This window comes from Pseudomonas sp. C1C7 (assembly GCF_013359595.1).
Lineage (GTDB): Bacteria > Pseudomonadota > Gammaproteobacteria > Pseudomonadales > Pseudomonadaceae > Aquipseudomonas.
Genome location: NZ_JABFMP010000027.1, coordinates 53,721 through 67,987, shown reverse-complemented (window position 1 = coordinate 67,987; position 14,267 = coordinate 53,721). Strand labels below are relative to the sequence as shown.

The following is a 14,267-nucleotide window of genomic DNA, read 5'->3' as shown; positions in this document are numbered from 1 at the left end:
GGGGAGTGCCGATGGGTATTTCTTCGATGACAGCTCGTTCCCAGCGCGGCATGGCGCTGCTGGTCAGCCTGGTATTTCTGTTGCTGCTGACGCTGATCGGGATTTCGTCGATGCAGAACGCCACCTTGCAGGAAAAAATGGCTGGCAGCGTGAGCCTGCGCAATCAGTCGTTCCAGGCCGCGGAGGCGGTGTTGCGGGTAGGCGAAAGTGCGGTGCAGCTCGACAGTTATGCGCTGGCGGTGTGCAGCGGCACGACGCAATGCGCGCCGCCGGCCGAGTCGTCCACGGTCAAGGCCGCCGGGGTCAATTCCACTTCGGGGGTGGCCTGGATCGCCTCCGGTAACGGCTTCTATGGCGTGCAGAACATTGGCACCTCCATCACCGCGGTGAACGTACCGAGCAACACGTCGGCAACGTTGTACCGCGTCACCGCAGTCGGCATTGCGGGCAGTTCGCGCAGCGTGGTGGAGAGCATCTATGCGAAGTACTGACACGCGCTCGCGGATCTGGCGGTATTTGTGCGGCGTTGCCGCGGGCCTGTATCTGTCTGCGCCGGTGTATGCCTTCACACCTTCGGATTCTCCGTTGTTGAGCGCGGCGGCGGTGCCGCCCAACGTAATGCTGCTGATCGATGATTCCGGGAGCATGAACAACATCATTTGGGCGGCAGGATTCGATCCGACGGTCAGTCGCCCGCAAATCGCGAACTGCAACTCCGATTTTTCGTGCCTGGGTGGCCAGAATCTGGACATGAGCGATACCAACATCACATTGTCGAGCTTGAACCGTGGCGGTTGTTCGACCAATGGCAACTGGTACGGTTTTTATCGTGGTCTGCTGGGTTTGGGCTCGATCTGTCTGAAACTACCTGACCCAGTGGGTAATCAGGGCACCCGTTATACGGCGAACTACCTGTCTTATCTGGTATCGCAGGCCAACGGTGTGAGTCGTGACTACACCACCGGCGCCATTCCCAACGATTACCGTATCAGTGTGGCGCAGGATGTTTCCACCGCGCTGGTCACCAGCAACCGTTCCCTGCGGATCGGTCTGTCGACCTTCAATCCGCCCGTCAGCGGCAACCCCGGCCCCGGCGGTTTCATCGCCCGCCCCATCAGCGACCTGTCCCCTGTCAGCGGTACTGTCACTCAGGCGCAGGCGAACGCCAACTACACGGCATTGATCAACTCGATCAACGGATTGAGTGCGATCGCCAATACCCCGTTGGCAGAAACCTATTACGAAATAACCCGCTACATGCGCGGCATTGCGCCGTACTACAACTCTACGCCCAGCACCTATACCAGCCCGATCCAATACCGTTGCCAGAAAAACTATGGGGTGGTGATCACCGACGGCTTGCCGACCTACGACCGGACGTTTCCCACCAATGATCCGCTGGGAGGCACCCGCCTGCCGAACTGGGATGGCAACAGTGCCAACGACGGCGATAACCCTAATGGCGACACCGAAGGGGACACGCTGTACCTGGATGACATTGCCAAGTTCGCGTTCGACATCGACATGCGTTCCACCGGGGTGGACCTGGCGAACAAGAGCTGGAACGCGACGGATTTTCCCAAGCAGAACATGAACACCTACACCGTGGGTTTTACCGCGGCCAACCAGATGCTCTCGGATGCCGCCGCTTACGGTCAGGGCAAGTACTACCAGGCCACCGACAGTGCGGGCTTGAGCACTGCATTGTCCCAGGCGCTGAGTGAAATCACCTCCAAGGCGGGTTCCGGTGGCAGCGGCGTGACCAGCGGTACGATTCTCGCCAGTGGAACCAGTTATTTCCAGACCAGCTACGACCCCAAGGACTGGCGCGGCACGATCAAGGCGTTTGGCTTCAACGCCAACGGTACCGTCAATACAAACGCGGTGCAGTGGACCACCGACACCGCCATCGTTCCGAGCGCCACAGCGCCGACTTACCAATCCTGGAACACTCAGACCAACGCGCCAGTCACCCTGGCCTTCGGCAACTTTTCCACCCCCCAGCAGACGTCTCTCAATCAGGGGTTGCCCACGGGCATCACCGGCAACGATCTGGTGGAGTGGAGCAAGGGCACCAACAAGACTGGCCTGAAGGTACGCAGCGTACTGCTGGGGGACATCGTCAACTCGCCGCTGGTACTGGCATCCTCCACCGAAAAAACCGCTTCCGACCTGTCGGGTGACACTTCCTACAGCGCCTACCTGGCGACCAAGGCGGCCAACATGAACACCAGTCTGGTGGTCAACGCCAATGACGGTTTCGTCAGCGTAATCAACTCCGGCAATGGCGCACGGCGTTACGCCTACATGCCGTCCAGTGTGCTGCCATCGCTGCGCTACATCGCCGATACCACTTACATCAACGGCGTCAGTCACAAGTTTCTGGTGGACGGCCAGGTAGGCGTGTTCGATGCCCAGCTCAACACTGCCTGGAAGACCCTCGCGCTGGGCGGTACCGGCGCAGGTGGGCGGACCTTCTATGCGCTGCAACTGTTCGACGCCTCGGCCGGTAATGCGATCAGGGCATTGTGGGAAATCAGTGCGCCGGCCACCGCCAATACCGCGAACGCCTTCAATGATCTGGGTTATGCCTACGCACGACCCGAAGTGGCACGCCTGTCCGATGGTCGATGGGCCGCGTTCATTTCCAACGGCTATGGCAGCAACACCGGTGTGGTGGCGTTGTATGTCGTGGATGTTCGCGACGGTTCGCTGATCAGGAAGATCGTTGCCGACAGCACCAACGCCGATAACGGCCTGTCTTCGGTCAAGCTGCGCGTGAATTCGCAGAATGTGGTGCAGGCGGCCTATGGCGGTGACCTGAGTGGACGGCTGTGGAAATTCGACCTGAGCAGCACCAACCCCGATAGCTGGGGCGTGGCGTTTTCCGGCAAGCCGCTGTTCACCACCGCTGGCGGCGCCACTCAGCCAATCACTGCGCAGCCTTTGCTGGCGGACAATGCGCTGGGAGGAAAAGAGATTTTCTTCGGCACCGGCAAATTCAACGAGACCGCGGACAAGACCAACAAGGATTTGCAGGCGTTCTACGCCGTCTGGGATGCCGAGGGTGGTGCCGGGCAGATCACGACTTCCAGCTTGCAGGCGCAATCGATCACCGGCGTGTTTTCGGGAAGCAGCGGGCAGTTCGTCACCACCAGCCAGAACGAGGTGACCTATCCCGGGAAAAAGGGTTGGTTCCTGCCATTGGTGTATAACAACGCGCTGACCGGCGAGCGGGTGATCAATCAGGCCAGCCTGGTCCTGGGGCGAATCATTTTCACCACGGCCAGCGTCGACACCACGGACCCCTGCGCGAGCTTCGGTACCGGCAAACTGATCGAACTCGATGCGTTCAGCGGTAAGATGCTCAACTACGCGGTGCTCGACACCAACAACGACGGCGTGGTCGACAGTACCGACACGGTGTCCAGCGGTGTGGTCTTCAGCGGGGGCATCCCGACCCTCAATGCCATCGTCAATGGCGCGACCCGCAAGATCGTGAACGATTCCAGTGGCGGCATCACCACGCTGGTGGAAAAATCCGGCGGCGGCAGCCGTCGCATCATGTGGCGACAAATTCAGTAAGCGAGAGTTGAGGCATGCATAGATCCAACCGCGGTTTTACCCTGATCGAAATCATGATCGTGATTGCCATCATCGGTATCGTCATGACCATCGCTGCCCCGAGTTTCACCGAATACCTGAAGAAGGGCCGACGCGCTGAAGTGGCCGGCCTGCTCTCGGAACAGGCGCAGATCCTCGAGCGTTTCTATTCACAGAAAAACGTCTACACCGGCGCCACCGGCCTGAGCGGCGGCAACGATTACTACACCATCAACCAGACCCTTACCGATCAGACATTCCTGCTGACGGCGGTACGCAAGTCGGGCACGAGCATGGCAACGGACAAGTGCGGTGATTTCACCATCGCCAATACCGGTGCCCGGGGCATGGTCAATGCCACCGCCGGCCTGACCACCAAGGATTGCTGGGGTCGTTGAGTTTTCTTTTTCGGGCACCTTTTGCGCCCTTCTGTCTATTTATCGGTTGGTTCAATACATGATCAGGCAACAGCAAGTAGTGATTGTCGGCGGTGGGGTCATCGGCCTGTTGACGGCATTCAATCTGGCGTCCGAGGTGCAGAGCGTGGTGCTGCTGGACCGTTCCAGTGTCGGCCAGGAATCGTCCTGGGCGGGGGGCGGAATCGTCTCGCCGCTCTATCCATGGCGCTACAACCCGGCGGTCACTGCATTGGCCCATTGGTCCCAGGATTTTTATCCACAGCTGGGCGAACGCCTGTTTGCCGCCACCGGCGTCGATCCCGAAGTACATACCACCGGCCTGTACTGGCTGGATCTGGATGACGAAGCCGAAGCCCTGGCCTGGGCCGTGCGGGAGAGTCGTCCGCTGCGGGCTGTGGATATCTCGGCGGCTCATGACGCCGTGCCGGTATTGGGCAGTGGTTTTTCCCGGGCGATCTACATGGCCGATGTGGCCAACGTACGTAACCCGCGACTGGTGAAATCCCTCAAGGCGGCGTTGCAGGCGCTGCCGAACGTGACGATTCAGGAACAGTGCGAAGTCAGCGGCTTTGTTCGCGAAGGCGAAAAAGTGGTGGGCGTGCAGACGTCCGCTGGCGTGATCCGTGGCGATCAGGTGGTCCTCACTGCTGGCGCCTGGAGTGGCGACTTGCTCAAGAGCCTGGGCCTGGATCTGCCGGTCGAACCCGTGAAAGGCCAAATGATTCTCTACAAGTGCGCGGCGGATTTTCTGCCGAGCATGGTGCTTGCCAAGGGGCGTTATGCGATTCCCCGTCGCGACGGGCACATTCTGATTGGCAGCACGCTTGAGCACGAAGGCTACGACAAGACGCCGACCGACTCGGCACTGGAAAGCCTCAAGGCTTCGGCGGTGGAGTTGATTCCGGCGTTGGCGGATGCCGAGGTGGTGGGGCATTGGGCCGGTCTGCGGCCGGGCTCGCCGGAGGGCATTCCCTACATCGGCCGGGTGCCGGGGTTCGACGGTTTGTGGCTCAACTGCGGGCATTTCCGCAACGGCCTGGTGCTGGCGCCGGCGTCGTGTCAGTTGTTTGCCGATGTGATGCTGGGCAGGGAGCCGATCATTGATCCGGCGCCGTATGCGCCGAGCGGTCGGATCTGATTTCCAGTTGAATGCATTCGCAGGCAAGCTTCGCTCCTACAGGGTTATCACCGTCTGTAGGAGCGAGGCTTGCCCGCGAAAGAGCCCTCAATCCAGACCCAATTTCTTCAGCCTGTAGCGCATCGACCTGAAGGAAAGATTCAACCGCTGCGCCGCCGCCGTGCGGTTCCAGCGCGTCTCTTCCAGCGCCTGGAGAATCAGCTGGCGCTCGACGTTTTCCAGGTACGCCTCCAGATTGTCGATCTGCGTGAGGTCCGGCACCCCGGCCTCTGCGCTGCTGTTGCCCTCGGCCAGGCGCAGGTCGCCGGCTTCGATTTGTTTGTTCTCGCACAGCGTATGCGCCCGCTCGAGCATGTTCTCCAGTTCCCGCACATTGCCCGGAAAACGGTAGCTTTTCAGCGCATCGAGGGCTTGCGGATGAAGTTTTGCCAACGGTTCGCCGGTGTCTGAAGCCAGGCGCTTGAGCATATGGTTGGCCAGCGGTTCGATGTCGTCGCGACGCTCGCGCAAGGGCGGCACCCGCAGCTCGATCACGTTCAGGCGATAGTACAAATCCTGGCGGAAGCGCTCGGCCGTGACTTCGGCAGCGAGGTCCTTGTGGGTGGCACACAGGATGCGCACATCGACCACCACCTCCTGCTGTCCGCCGACACTGCGCACGGCTTTCTCCTGAATCGCCCGCAGCAGTTTGACCTGCATCGGCAGCGGCAAATCAGCCACCTCATCGAGAAACAGGGTGCCGCCATGGGCGGCCTGGAACAGCCCGGGTTTGTCCTCGATGGCACCGCTGAAGCTGCCTTTGCGATGGCCGAAAAACTCGCTCTCCATCAGCTCCGACGGGATGGCGCCGCAGTTGACCGGAACGAAGGGCTGGTTGGCCCGGGGCCCGCGATCGTGGATTAAACGTGCGACCAGCTCCTTGCCGCTGCCGGACTCGCCGCTGATGTACACCGGCGCCTGACTGCGCGCCAGCTTGTCGATCTGCTTGCGCAGGTTGCGCATCGGCAGGGAATCGCCCAGCAGGCGCCGGTCGATGGCAATGCCCGGAGCGGGCAGAAGCAGGGCGCTGGTCACCAGTTCGCGCAATCGGGTGAGGTCCACCGGCTTGGTCAGGAAGTCGAACGCACCGGCCTTGAGGGCATTGATCGCGGTGTCGACACTGCCGTAGGCGGTGATCATCGCCACGGGCACGTTGGGGTAGCGTTGCTGGATATGTTGGACCAGCTCAAGCCCCGTGCCGTCTGGCAGGCGCATGTCGGTCAGGCACAGGTCGAAGGCTTCGCGCTTGAGCAGGGCCAGGGCCTCTGCAGCATTGCGGGCGCTGTAGGTATCGAGTTTCATCCTTCCCAGGGTGATTTCCAGGAGTTCGCGGATGTCCGGTTCATCGTCGACGATGAGGACTTTTTGCCGTGGGCTCGTGTTCAACTTTGTTTCCGTCCGTGAGCAAAGGTGATGCGAAAGCAGCCGCCGCCTTGGCGTGGTTTGAAGTCTAGGCGGGCCTGGTTGCTTTCGCACAGCTCACGGGACAGATAGAGCCCCAGGCCAGTGCCTTGATGACTGGTGGTGAAGAACGGCTCGAACAGTTGCGCCTGATGGTCGGGGGCGACGCCGGGGCCGTCGTCGAGGATTTCCAGGATGGGCAGCTGGCTTGCGGCATCGATGAACAACTCAAGCCAGACCTGGGCTACATCGTGATCCTGGGCACTGTGACGCCACCCGTTGCGGATCAGGTTGTCGAGAATCTGGTTCAGCTGGTTCGGGTCCATCAGGGTCGTGAAGTCCCCGGCAGCGATGCGCAGATGAACCTGTTGGCGCTCGGTCGCACCCTCACGGGTTTCCGTGACGAATTGTTCCAGCCACGGCTTCAGGTCCAGTCGTTGCGGGACGCTTTGCTGGCGGCGGGACAGTTGCAGGACGTTTTCGATAACCCGATTCATTCGCTGAGAGTGATCTTGAATAATCTGAGTCAGACGTTGATCGGCGCTGCTCAGTTCCTCAGATTCTCGCAATAACTGCGCGGCATGACTGATGGCGCCCAGCGGGTTGCGGATTTCATGGGCGATACCCGCGGTCAGGCGCCCGAGAGCGGCGAGCTTCAGCTGTTGGGCCTGTTGAGCTATCTGGGCGAGATCTTCGAGAAACACCAGGGTCTGGTGCTGGGGGCTCGGGTCCAGCGCAATGAAGCTGGGCTGCAATTCCACGCCGCTGCCGGCGATTTTCAGGCTCTGGGGGCGCAGCGTCGGGTTGCTCAGCCACAGCTCCAGGCGTTCGACCAATGCGGGGAAATGTTCATCGATCAGGCAGCCTTCCAGATGGGCGCTGCCGAGCAGGGATCGGGCGCTGTGGTTGGCCATTTGCACGCGCCGCAGTTCGTCGAGCACCAGAATCCCGGTGCGCATCCGTTGCAGAATCAGCGCATTGAGCGCTTCCAGGCCGATCACTTCACTGGCCTTCTGCTCGGCCAGGGTTTCACTGACTTCCAGGCGTCGGATCAGGCCTTGCACCAGCAAGGCCGCGGCAAAGCACAGGGCGCCGTGGGTGCCGACCTGCAAATAGTCATTGGGGCTGGGAGGGTGGCTGAAGCTCAGCAGGAAACTCGAACCGATGATGCCAAGTGCGCCGATCGCGGCAATCAACAGCCCGATGCGTCTTCGCAGCAGGGTGTTGCTGATGGCCACCGAGACGATCAGCAGATTGCCAAGGGCGCTGGCCACGCCACCGCCGGCGTAGAACAACACGCACAGCAGCAGGACATCGAGCAGCGCCAGGCCAAACAATTGCGTCGGATGCCGGGTGTTCTCGAAGAACACCACCAGCAGGATATTCAGCACCAGGTACAACCAGCTGCCAGTGCGCAACAGCTCGTCGTTGGCTGAGGTCAGCAACTGGTTGTCCATGTTGCTGGAGATCAGCAGCACCAGAAGGATGCCGACGCTCAGACGGTAGAGATGATAAAGGCGCAGCAGTCGCTGGGCCTGTTTGTCGCTGTGACTGGAAGCCTCAGCGACCACTGGAACCGGGGCCTTGCTCCAGGTGGGCCTGGCTGCAATACCATTGTTGCTGGAAGCTGACGGCGCGATCACGCGGCAGGTGTACGCCGCAATGGGCGCAACGGACCATCGGTGCCGCTTCCAGCTCGGCGGGGGACTTGGGTACTGCGGCCTGGCCCTTGTACTTGCGCCAGAACCATACGGCGGCGGCAATCACCGCGATCCAGAATAATAAACGAAGCATGATGAGCAGCTTTCTGACTGATGAACCGGCAGTTTAGCCAAGGTCATGACGGGCGCACAGCGCAAATGCGCATGTCAAAAAGGGTGCAATAAAAAAGGGAGACTCAAGTCTCCCTTTTTCATTACCGCCGGTGTTTTCAGTCGAACACGCCGAAGGTCATGTAGCTGAACCACGAACGGTCTTCGTTGTTGCCTTCCGCTTCATGGTCTTCTTCTTCGATCACGTCACCGTCGGCATCTTTAGGCTTGAGCTCGTTCGGGATCGCGTCCTTGGCATCCTGGAACTGCTTCTGCACGTCCTGGTTGGCGCGGGTTTCTCCCGGTGGCAGCGGCGGACGGGATTCGATCAGGCCCAGGGTGGCCTTGCTCAGCCACGAACGGTTGTCGGCTTCGTCGACCGTCGGCACGAACTGACCGTCCACCAGGGTCGGGTGGTTCGGGTAGTTGAGCTTCAGGGTTTCGAGGCTGGTGGCAGCCAGTTCGTCCAGGTGCAGACGCTGGTAGGACTCGGTCATCACCGCCAGGCCGTCACCGACCGATGGGGTTTCCTGGAAGTTTTCCACAACGTAGCGACCACGGTTCGCGGCAGCGACATAGGCCTGACGGGTCAGGTAGTAGTCGGCAACGTGAATCTCGTAGGCGGCCAGCAGGTTGCGCAGGTAGATCATGCGCTGCTTGGCGTCAGGTGCGTAACGGCTGTTCGGGAAGCGGCTGGTCAGCTGGGCGAACTCGTTATAGGAGTCGCGCGCGGCGCCCGGGTCACGCTTGGTCATGTCCAGCGGCAGGAAACGGGCCAGCAGGCCGACGTCCTGGTCGAACGAGGTCAGGCCCTTGAGGTAGTAGGCGTAGTCGACGTTCGGATGCTGCGGATGCAGGCGGATGAAACGCTCGGCAGCGGCTTTGGCAGCCTCGGGCTCGGCATTCTTGTAGTTGGCGTAGATGAGTTCCAGCTGCGCCTGATCGGCATAACGACCGAACGGATAACGCGATTCCAGAGCTTTCAGCTTGGCGGTGGCGCTGGTGTAGCTGTTGTTGTCCAGATCAGCCTGAGCCTGTTGGTACAACTCGACTTCACTGAGGTTCTCGTCTACGACTTCCTTCGATGAGCAAGCAGCGGTCAATGCGAGGATGGCGATCAGCAGCAGGTGTTTCACTTGCATAGCGGCTTGCGTCCCTATGACGGCCGCTGTCTTGGGCGTGGCCGTCCTGTTATGATGAGCGCCCCGTTGAATAGCCTCGGGGCAAAAGACGCCGTATTTAACCACAAGCGCGCAGCCGAAACCAAAGGCTGTGCCGACGCCCAGTCCGAGCATGTCCGATAAAATTGAACTTCGCGCAGAGGTGCCGTCCGATTTGGGCGGCCAACGCCTCGATCAAGTCGCCGCCCAACTCTTCGCAGAGCACTCCCGCTCGCGCCTCTCCGCCTGGATCAAAGAAGGTCGCCTGACCGTGGACGGTGCGGTCATCCGCCCGCGCGACATCGTGCATGGCGGCTCCATCCTCGAACTGACCGCCGAGCAGGAAGCCCAGGGTGAGTGGGTCGCTCAGGACATCGAGCTGGACATCGTCTATGAAGACGACGACATCCTGGTGATCAACAAGCCTGCAGGCCTGGTGGTGCACCCGGCTGCCGGCCACGCTGATGGCACCTTGCTCAATGCCTTGCTGCACCATGTGCCGGACATCATCAATGTTCCGCGCGCCGGTATCGTGCACCGTCTGGACAAGGACACCACCGGTCTGATGGTGGTGGCCAAGACCATTCAGGCGCAGACCAAGCTCGTCGCTCAATTGCAGAGCCGCACCGTCAGCCGTATCTACGAATGCATCGTGATCGGCGTGGTGACGGCCGGCGGCAAGATCAACGCGCCGATCGGTCGCCATGGCCAGCAGCGCCAGCGCATGGCCGTGATGGAAGGCGGCAAGCCGGCCGTCAGCCATTACCGCGTGCTGGAGCGCTTCCGCTCGCACACCCACGTGCGGGTCAAGCTGGAAACCGGTCGTACGCACCAGATTCGCGTGCACATGGCGCACATCAACTTCCCGTTGGTCGGAGACCCGGCCTACGGCGGTCGTTTCCGCATTCCGCCGGCGGCCAGCCAGACCATGGTCGAGTCGTTGAAGCACTTCCCGCGTCAGGCCCTGCATGCGCGGTTCCTGGAACTGGAGCACCCGACCACGGGCCAGCGCATGAGCTGGGAGTCGCCGCTGCCGGAAGATTTCGTCTGGCTGCTGACCCTACTCAAGCAAGACCGCGAGGCGTTTGTCGGATGAGTGACTGGCTGATTCCAGACTGGCCCGCGCCGGCCGGGGTCAAAGCCTGTGTCACCACCCGTGCGGGCGGCGTCAGTGTGGCGCCGTTCGACAGCCTCAATCTGGGCGATCATGTCGAGGACAGCCCTGAAGCTGTTGCCGAAAACCGCCGTCGTCTCACCGATCATTTCTCCATGCAGCCGGCCTGGTTGAAGCAGGTTCACGGCATTGACGTGGCACATGCCGACCCAAGCCAGGTCGTCACTGCCGACGCCAGCTGGACGTCGACCCCAGGTATCGCCTGCGCGGCGATGACCGCCGATTGCCTGCCGGCATTGTTTTGCGACCGTGCCGGTACTCGCGTTGCGGCGGCTCATGCCGGCTGGCGCGGACTGGCGGCCGGTGTGCTCGAGGCGACGCTGGATGCCATGGCTGTCGCGCCCGAGGACGTACTGGTCTGGCTGGGCCCGGCCATCGGTCCGCAGGCCTTTGAAGTCGGTCCGGAAGTGCGCGAAGTCTTCATCGAACAATTGCCTGAGGCCGCCGAGGCTTTTGTACCCAGTGCAAATGCCGGAAAATTCATGGCAGACATCTATGCGTTGGCCCGTTTGCGCCTGGCCGCTCGCGGGGTCACAGCTGTTTACGGTGGCGGATTCTGCACCGTGACCGACCCGCGCTTCTTCTCTTACCGCCGTGCATCGCGCACCGGCAGGTTTGCCTCCCTGGTCTGGCTCGACCGCTAGACTTGCCTGACCTGCATCAACGTCACGACGCTTGAATCTTCCAGAATCGGCCACATCTATTGTGGTATCTGGCAGGTTTCTTCATTCAGGATGTTCTATAGGTCCGGCCTGCTCAAAAGGAAGGTGACCCATGCGTATAGACCGTTTAACCAGCAAGTTGCAGTTAGCTTTATCCGACGCCCAATCCCTGGCCGTCGGTCATGACCATCCCGCCATCGAGCCGGCGCATCTGATGCAGGCCCTGCTCGAACAACAGGGCGGTTCGATCAAGCCCCTGCTGATGCAGGTGGGCTTCGACGTCAACAGCCTGCGTAAAGAGCTGACCAAAGAGCTCGACCAGCTGCCGAAAATCCAGAATCCGACCGGCGACGTGAACATGTCGCAGGATCTGGCGCGCCTGCTCAACCAGGCCGATCGCCTGGCCCAGCAGAAGGGCGACCAGTTCATTTCCAGCGAGCTGGTGCTGCTCGCCGCCATGGACGAGAACAGCAAGCTCGGCAAATTGTTGCTCGGCCAGGGCGTGAGCAAGAAAGCCCTGGAGAACGCGATCAACAACCTGCGTGGTGGCGAGGCGGTCAATGACCCCAACCACGAGGAGGCACGCCAGGCCCTGGACAAATACACCGTCGACCTGACCAAGCGCGCCGAAGACGGCAAGCTCGATCCGGTGATCGGTCGTGACGACGAAATTCGCCGCACCATTCAGGTTCTGCAGCGCCGTACCAAGAACAACCCGGTCCTGATCGGTGAGCCTGGCGTGGGTAAAACCGCCATCGCCGAAGGCCTGGCCCAGCGCATCATCAATGGCGAAGTGCCGGATGGCCTGCGGGGCAAGCGTCTGCTGTCCCTGGACATGGGGGCGCTGATTGCCGGTGCCAAGTACCGCGGCGAGTTCGAAGAGCGGCTCAAGGCGTTGCTCAACGAGCTGTCGAAGCAGGAAGGGCAGATCATTCTGTTCATCGACGAATTGCACACCATGGTTGGCGCCGGCAAGGGCGAAGGCTCGATGGACGCGGGCAACATGCTCAAGCCGGCCCTGGCCCGTGGCGAGCTGCATTGCGTCGGTGCGACCACGCTCAACGAGTACCGCCAATATATAGAGAAGGACGCGGCCCTCGAGCGGCGTTTCCAGAAAGTCTTGGTGGATGAGCCGAGCGAGGAAGACACCATCGCCATCCTGCGTGGCCTCAAGGAGCGTTACGAGGTTCACCACAAGGTGGCGATCACCGATGGCGCGATCATCGCGGCGGCCAAGCTGAGCCATCGCTACATCACCGACCGTCAGTTGCCCGACAAGGCCATCGACCTGATCGACGAGGCCGCCAGCCGCATCCGCATGGAAATCGATTCCAAGCCGGAAGTGCTGGACCGTCTGGAGCGCCGTCTGATTCAACTGAAGGTGGAATCCCAGGCGCTGAAGAAAGAAAGCGACGACGCGGCGAAGAAGCGTCTGGAAAAACTGCAGGAAGAAATCGCTCGGCATGAGCGTGAGTACTCGGATCTCGAAGAAATCTGGAACTCGGAAAAAGCCGAGGTGCAGGGTTCCGCGCAGATCCAGCAGAAAATCGAACAGTCCCGGCAGGAGCTGGAAGCCGCACGCCGCAAAGGCGACCTGAACCGCATGGCCGAGTTGCAGTACGGGGTGATCCCGGACCTGGAGCGCAGCCTGCAAATGGTCGACCAGCATGGCAAGAGCGAAAACCAGTTGCTGCGCAGCAAGGTGACTGAAGAAGAGATCGCCGAAGTCGTGTCGAAGTGGACCGGTATTCCGGTGTCGAAGATGCTCGAAGGCGAGCGCGAAAAACTGATGAAGATGGAAAGCCTGTTGCACCAGCGTGTGATTGGCCAGGAAGAAGCGGTGGTTGCGGTCTCCAATGCGGTGCGGCGTTCCCGTGCCGGGCTGGCCGACCCGAATCGCCCAAGCGGCTCGTTCATGTTCCTGGGCCCCACCGGTGTCGGTAAAACCGAGCTGTGCAAGGCGCTGGCCGAGTTCCTCTTCGATACTGAAGAGGCGATGGTGCGTATCGACATGTCCGAGTTCATGGAGAAACATTCCGTGGCTCGTCTGATTGGTGCGCCACCGGGCTATGTCGGTTATGAAGAGGGCGGTTACCTGACCGAGGCGGTGCGTCGCAAGCCTTACTCGGTGATCCTGCTGGACGAGGTCGAGAAGGCGCATCCGGATGTGTTCAACATCCTGCTGCAAGTGCTCGAAGATGGCCGTCTGACCGACAGCCATGGCCGCACGGTGGATTTCAAGAACACCGTGATCGTCATGACCTCCAACCTGGGCTCGGCGCAGATCCAGGACCTGGTCGATGACCGTGAGGCCCAGCGTGCGGCGGTGATGGACGCGATTTCTTCGCACTTCCGTCCGGAGTTCATCAACCGGGTCGACGAAGTGGTGATCTTCGAGCCATTGGCACGGGATCAGATCGCCGGTATCACCGAGATCCAGTTGAGCCGTCTGCGCAGCCGTCTCACCGAGCGCGAGCTGAAGCTGGAGTTGAGCCCCGAGGCGATGGATAAGCTGATCGCCGTAGGGTACGACCCGGTGTATGGCGCACGGCCGCTGAAACGCGCGATCCAGCGTTGGATCGAGAACCCGCTGGCGCAGCTGATCCTCTCCGGTCGCTTCATGCCGGGAGACACGGCGAAGGGCACCGTGGAGAACGACGAAATCGTTTTCAACTGAGCCAAAACGGCGGTACAAAAAAGGAGGCCTCGCATTGCGAGGCCTTTTTTTCATTAGGTTATTGAAGTTAAAGGAAAAGGCTTGTAAAGTGCGCCCCGCAGTAAGTCACCCGCCAGGGTTTCCGCTCACTGAGTAGAAATCTGAAATAAGTTGCAAATCATTAACTTGAAAGCGATTTAGGGG

The 14,267-nt window shown here is 60.8% G+C and carries 11 protein-coding genes; 7 read left to right on the top strand and 4 right to left on the bottom strand.

The genetic code is table 11. The features are described 5' to 3' along the window. Positions 1-11 precede the first annotated feature (11 nt). From HNO86_RS20920 to thiO, 4 genes are read left to right on the top strand one after another with little or no spacing between them, the layout of a single operon-like run. On the top strand, positions 12-491 hold the full coding sequence (locus HNO86_RS20920) for a PilX N-terminal domain-containing pilus assembly protein (RefSeq protein WP_175378829.1): 480 nt from the start codon (positions 12-14) through the stop codon (positions 489-491). Continuing rightward, positions 478-3,585, top strand: coding sequence for a pilus assembly protein (locus HNO86_RS20915; protein WP_175378828.1), 3,108 nt, complete (start codon positions 478-480; stop codon positions 3,583-3,585). The genes HNO86_RS20920 and HNO86_RS20915 overlap by 14 nt, the downstream gene beginning before the upstream one ends. A 14-nt stretch (positions 3,586-3,599) precedes the next feature. Continuing rightward, a complete protein-coding gene (locus tag HNO86_RS20910; protein ID WP_175378827.1) occupies positions 3,600-4,001 on the top strand; it encodes a type IV pilin protein in 402 nt (133 codons plus the stop codon). Between the two features lie 58 nt (positions 4,002-4,059). Further along, positions 4,060-5,160 carry a glycine oxidase ThiO gene (thiO, locus tag HNO86_RS20905; RefSeq protein WP_175378826.1) on the top strand — a complete coding sequence of 367 codons (1,101 nt, stop codon included), beginning with the start codon at positions 4,060-4,062 and terminating at the stop codon, positions 5,158-5,160. Between the two features lie 87 nt (positions 5,161-5,247). Here thiO and HNO86_RS20900 read toward each other — a convergent pair whose 3' ends face one another. The 4 genes from HNO86_RS20900 to HNO86_RS20885 form a co-directional block, all read right to left on the bottom strand. Next, positions 5,248-6,585, bottom strand: coding sequence for a sigma-54 dependent transcriptional regulator (locus tag HNO86_RS20900; RefSeq protein WP_175378825.1), 1,338 nt, complete (start codon positions 6,583-6,585; stop codon positions 5,248-5,250). After that, a complete protein-coding gene (locus tag HNO86_RS20895) occupies positions 6,582-8,171 on the bottom strand; it encodes an ATP-binding protein (RefSeq protein ID WP_175378824.1) in 1,590 nt (529 codons plus the stop codon). Before HNO86_RS20895 ends, HNO86_RS20900 begins: the two co-directional genes overlap by 4 nt. Then, positions 8,161-8,394: a PP0621 family protein gene (locus tag HNO86_RS20890; protein WP_175378823.1), complete on the bottom strand. Its 234-nt coding sequence runs from the start codon at positions 8,392-8,394 to the stop codon at positions 8,161-8,163. Before HNO86_RS20890 ends, HNO86_RS20895 begins: the two co-directional genes overlap by 11 nt. 136 nt (positions 8,395-8,530) lie before the next feature. Further along, positions 8,531-9,553, bottom strand: coding sequence for an outer membrane protein assembly factor BamD (locus HNO86_RS20885; RefSeq protein WP_175378822.1), 1,023 nt, complete (start codon positions 9,551-9,553; stop codon positions 8,531-8,533). A 151-nt stretch (positions 9,554-9,704) separates the two neighbouring features. Here HNO86_RS20885 and rluD point away from each other — a divergent pair, with 151 nt between their 5' ends. The 3 genes from rluD (at position 9,705) to clpB (ending at position 14,084) form a co-directional block, all read left to right on the top strand. Continuing rightward, positions 9,705-10,667 (top strand): 23S rRNA pseudouridine(1911/1915/1917) synthase RluD, encoded by a 963-nt coding sequence (gene rluD, locus HNO86_RS20880; protein WP_175378821.1) that lies wholly within the window; start codon positions 9,705-9,707, stop codon positions 10,665-10,667. Continuing rightward, positions 10,664-11,389, top strand: coding sequence for a peptidoglycan editing factor PgeF (gene pgeF / locus HNO86_RS20875; protein ID WP_175378820.1), 726 nt, complete (start codon positions 10,664-10,666; stop codon positions 11,387-11,389). The genes rluD and pgeF overlap by 4 nt, the downstream gene beginning before the upstream one ends. A gap of 130 nt (positions 11,390-11,519) precedes the next feature. Then, positions 11,520-14,084 carry an ATP-dependent chaperone ClpB gene (clpB, locus tag HNO86_RS20870; protein ID WP_175378819.1) on the top strand — a complete coding sequence of 855 codons (2,565 nt, stop codon included), beginning with the start codon at positions 11,520-11,522 and terminating at the stop codon, positions 14,082-14,084. The last annotated feature ends 183 nt before the right edge of the window (positions 14,085-14,267 follow it).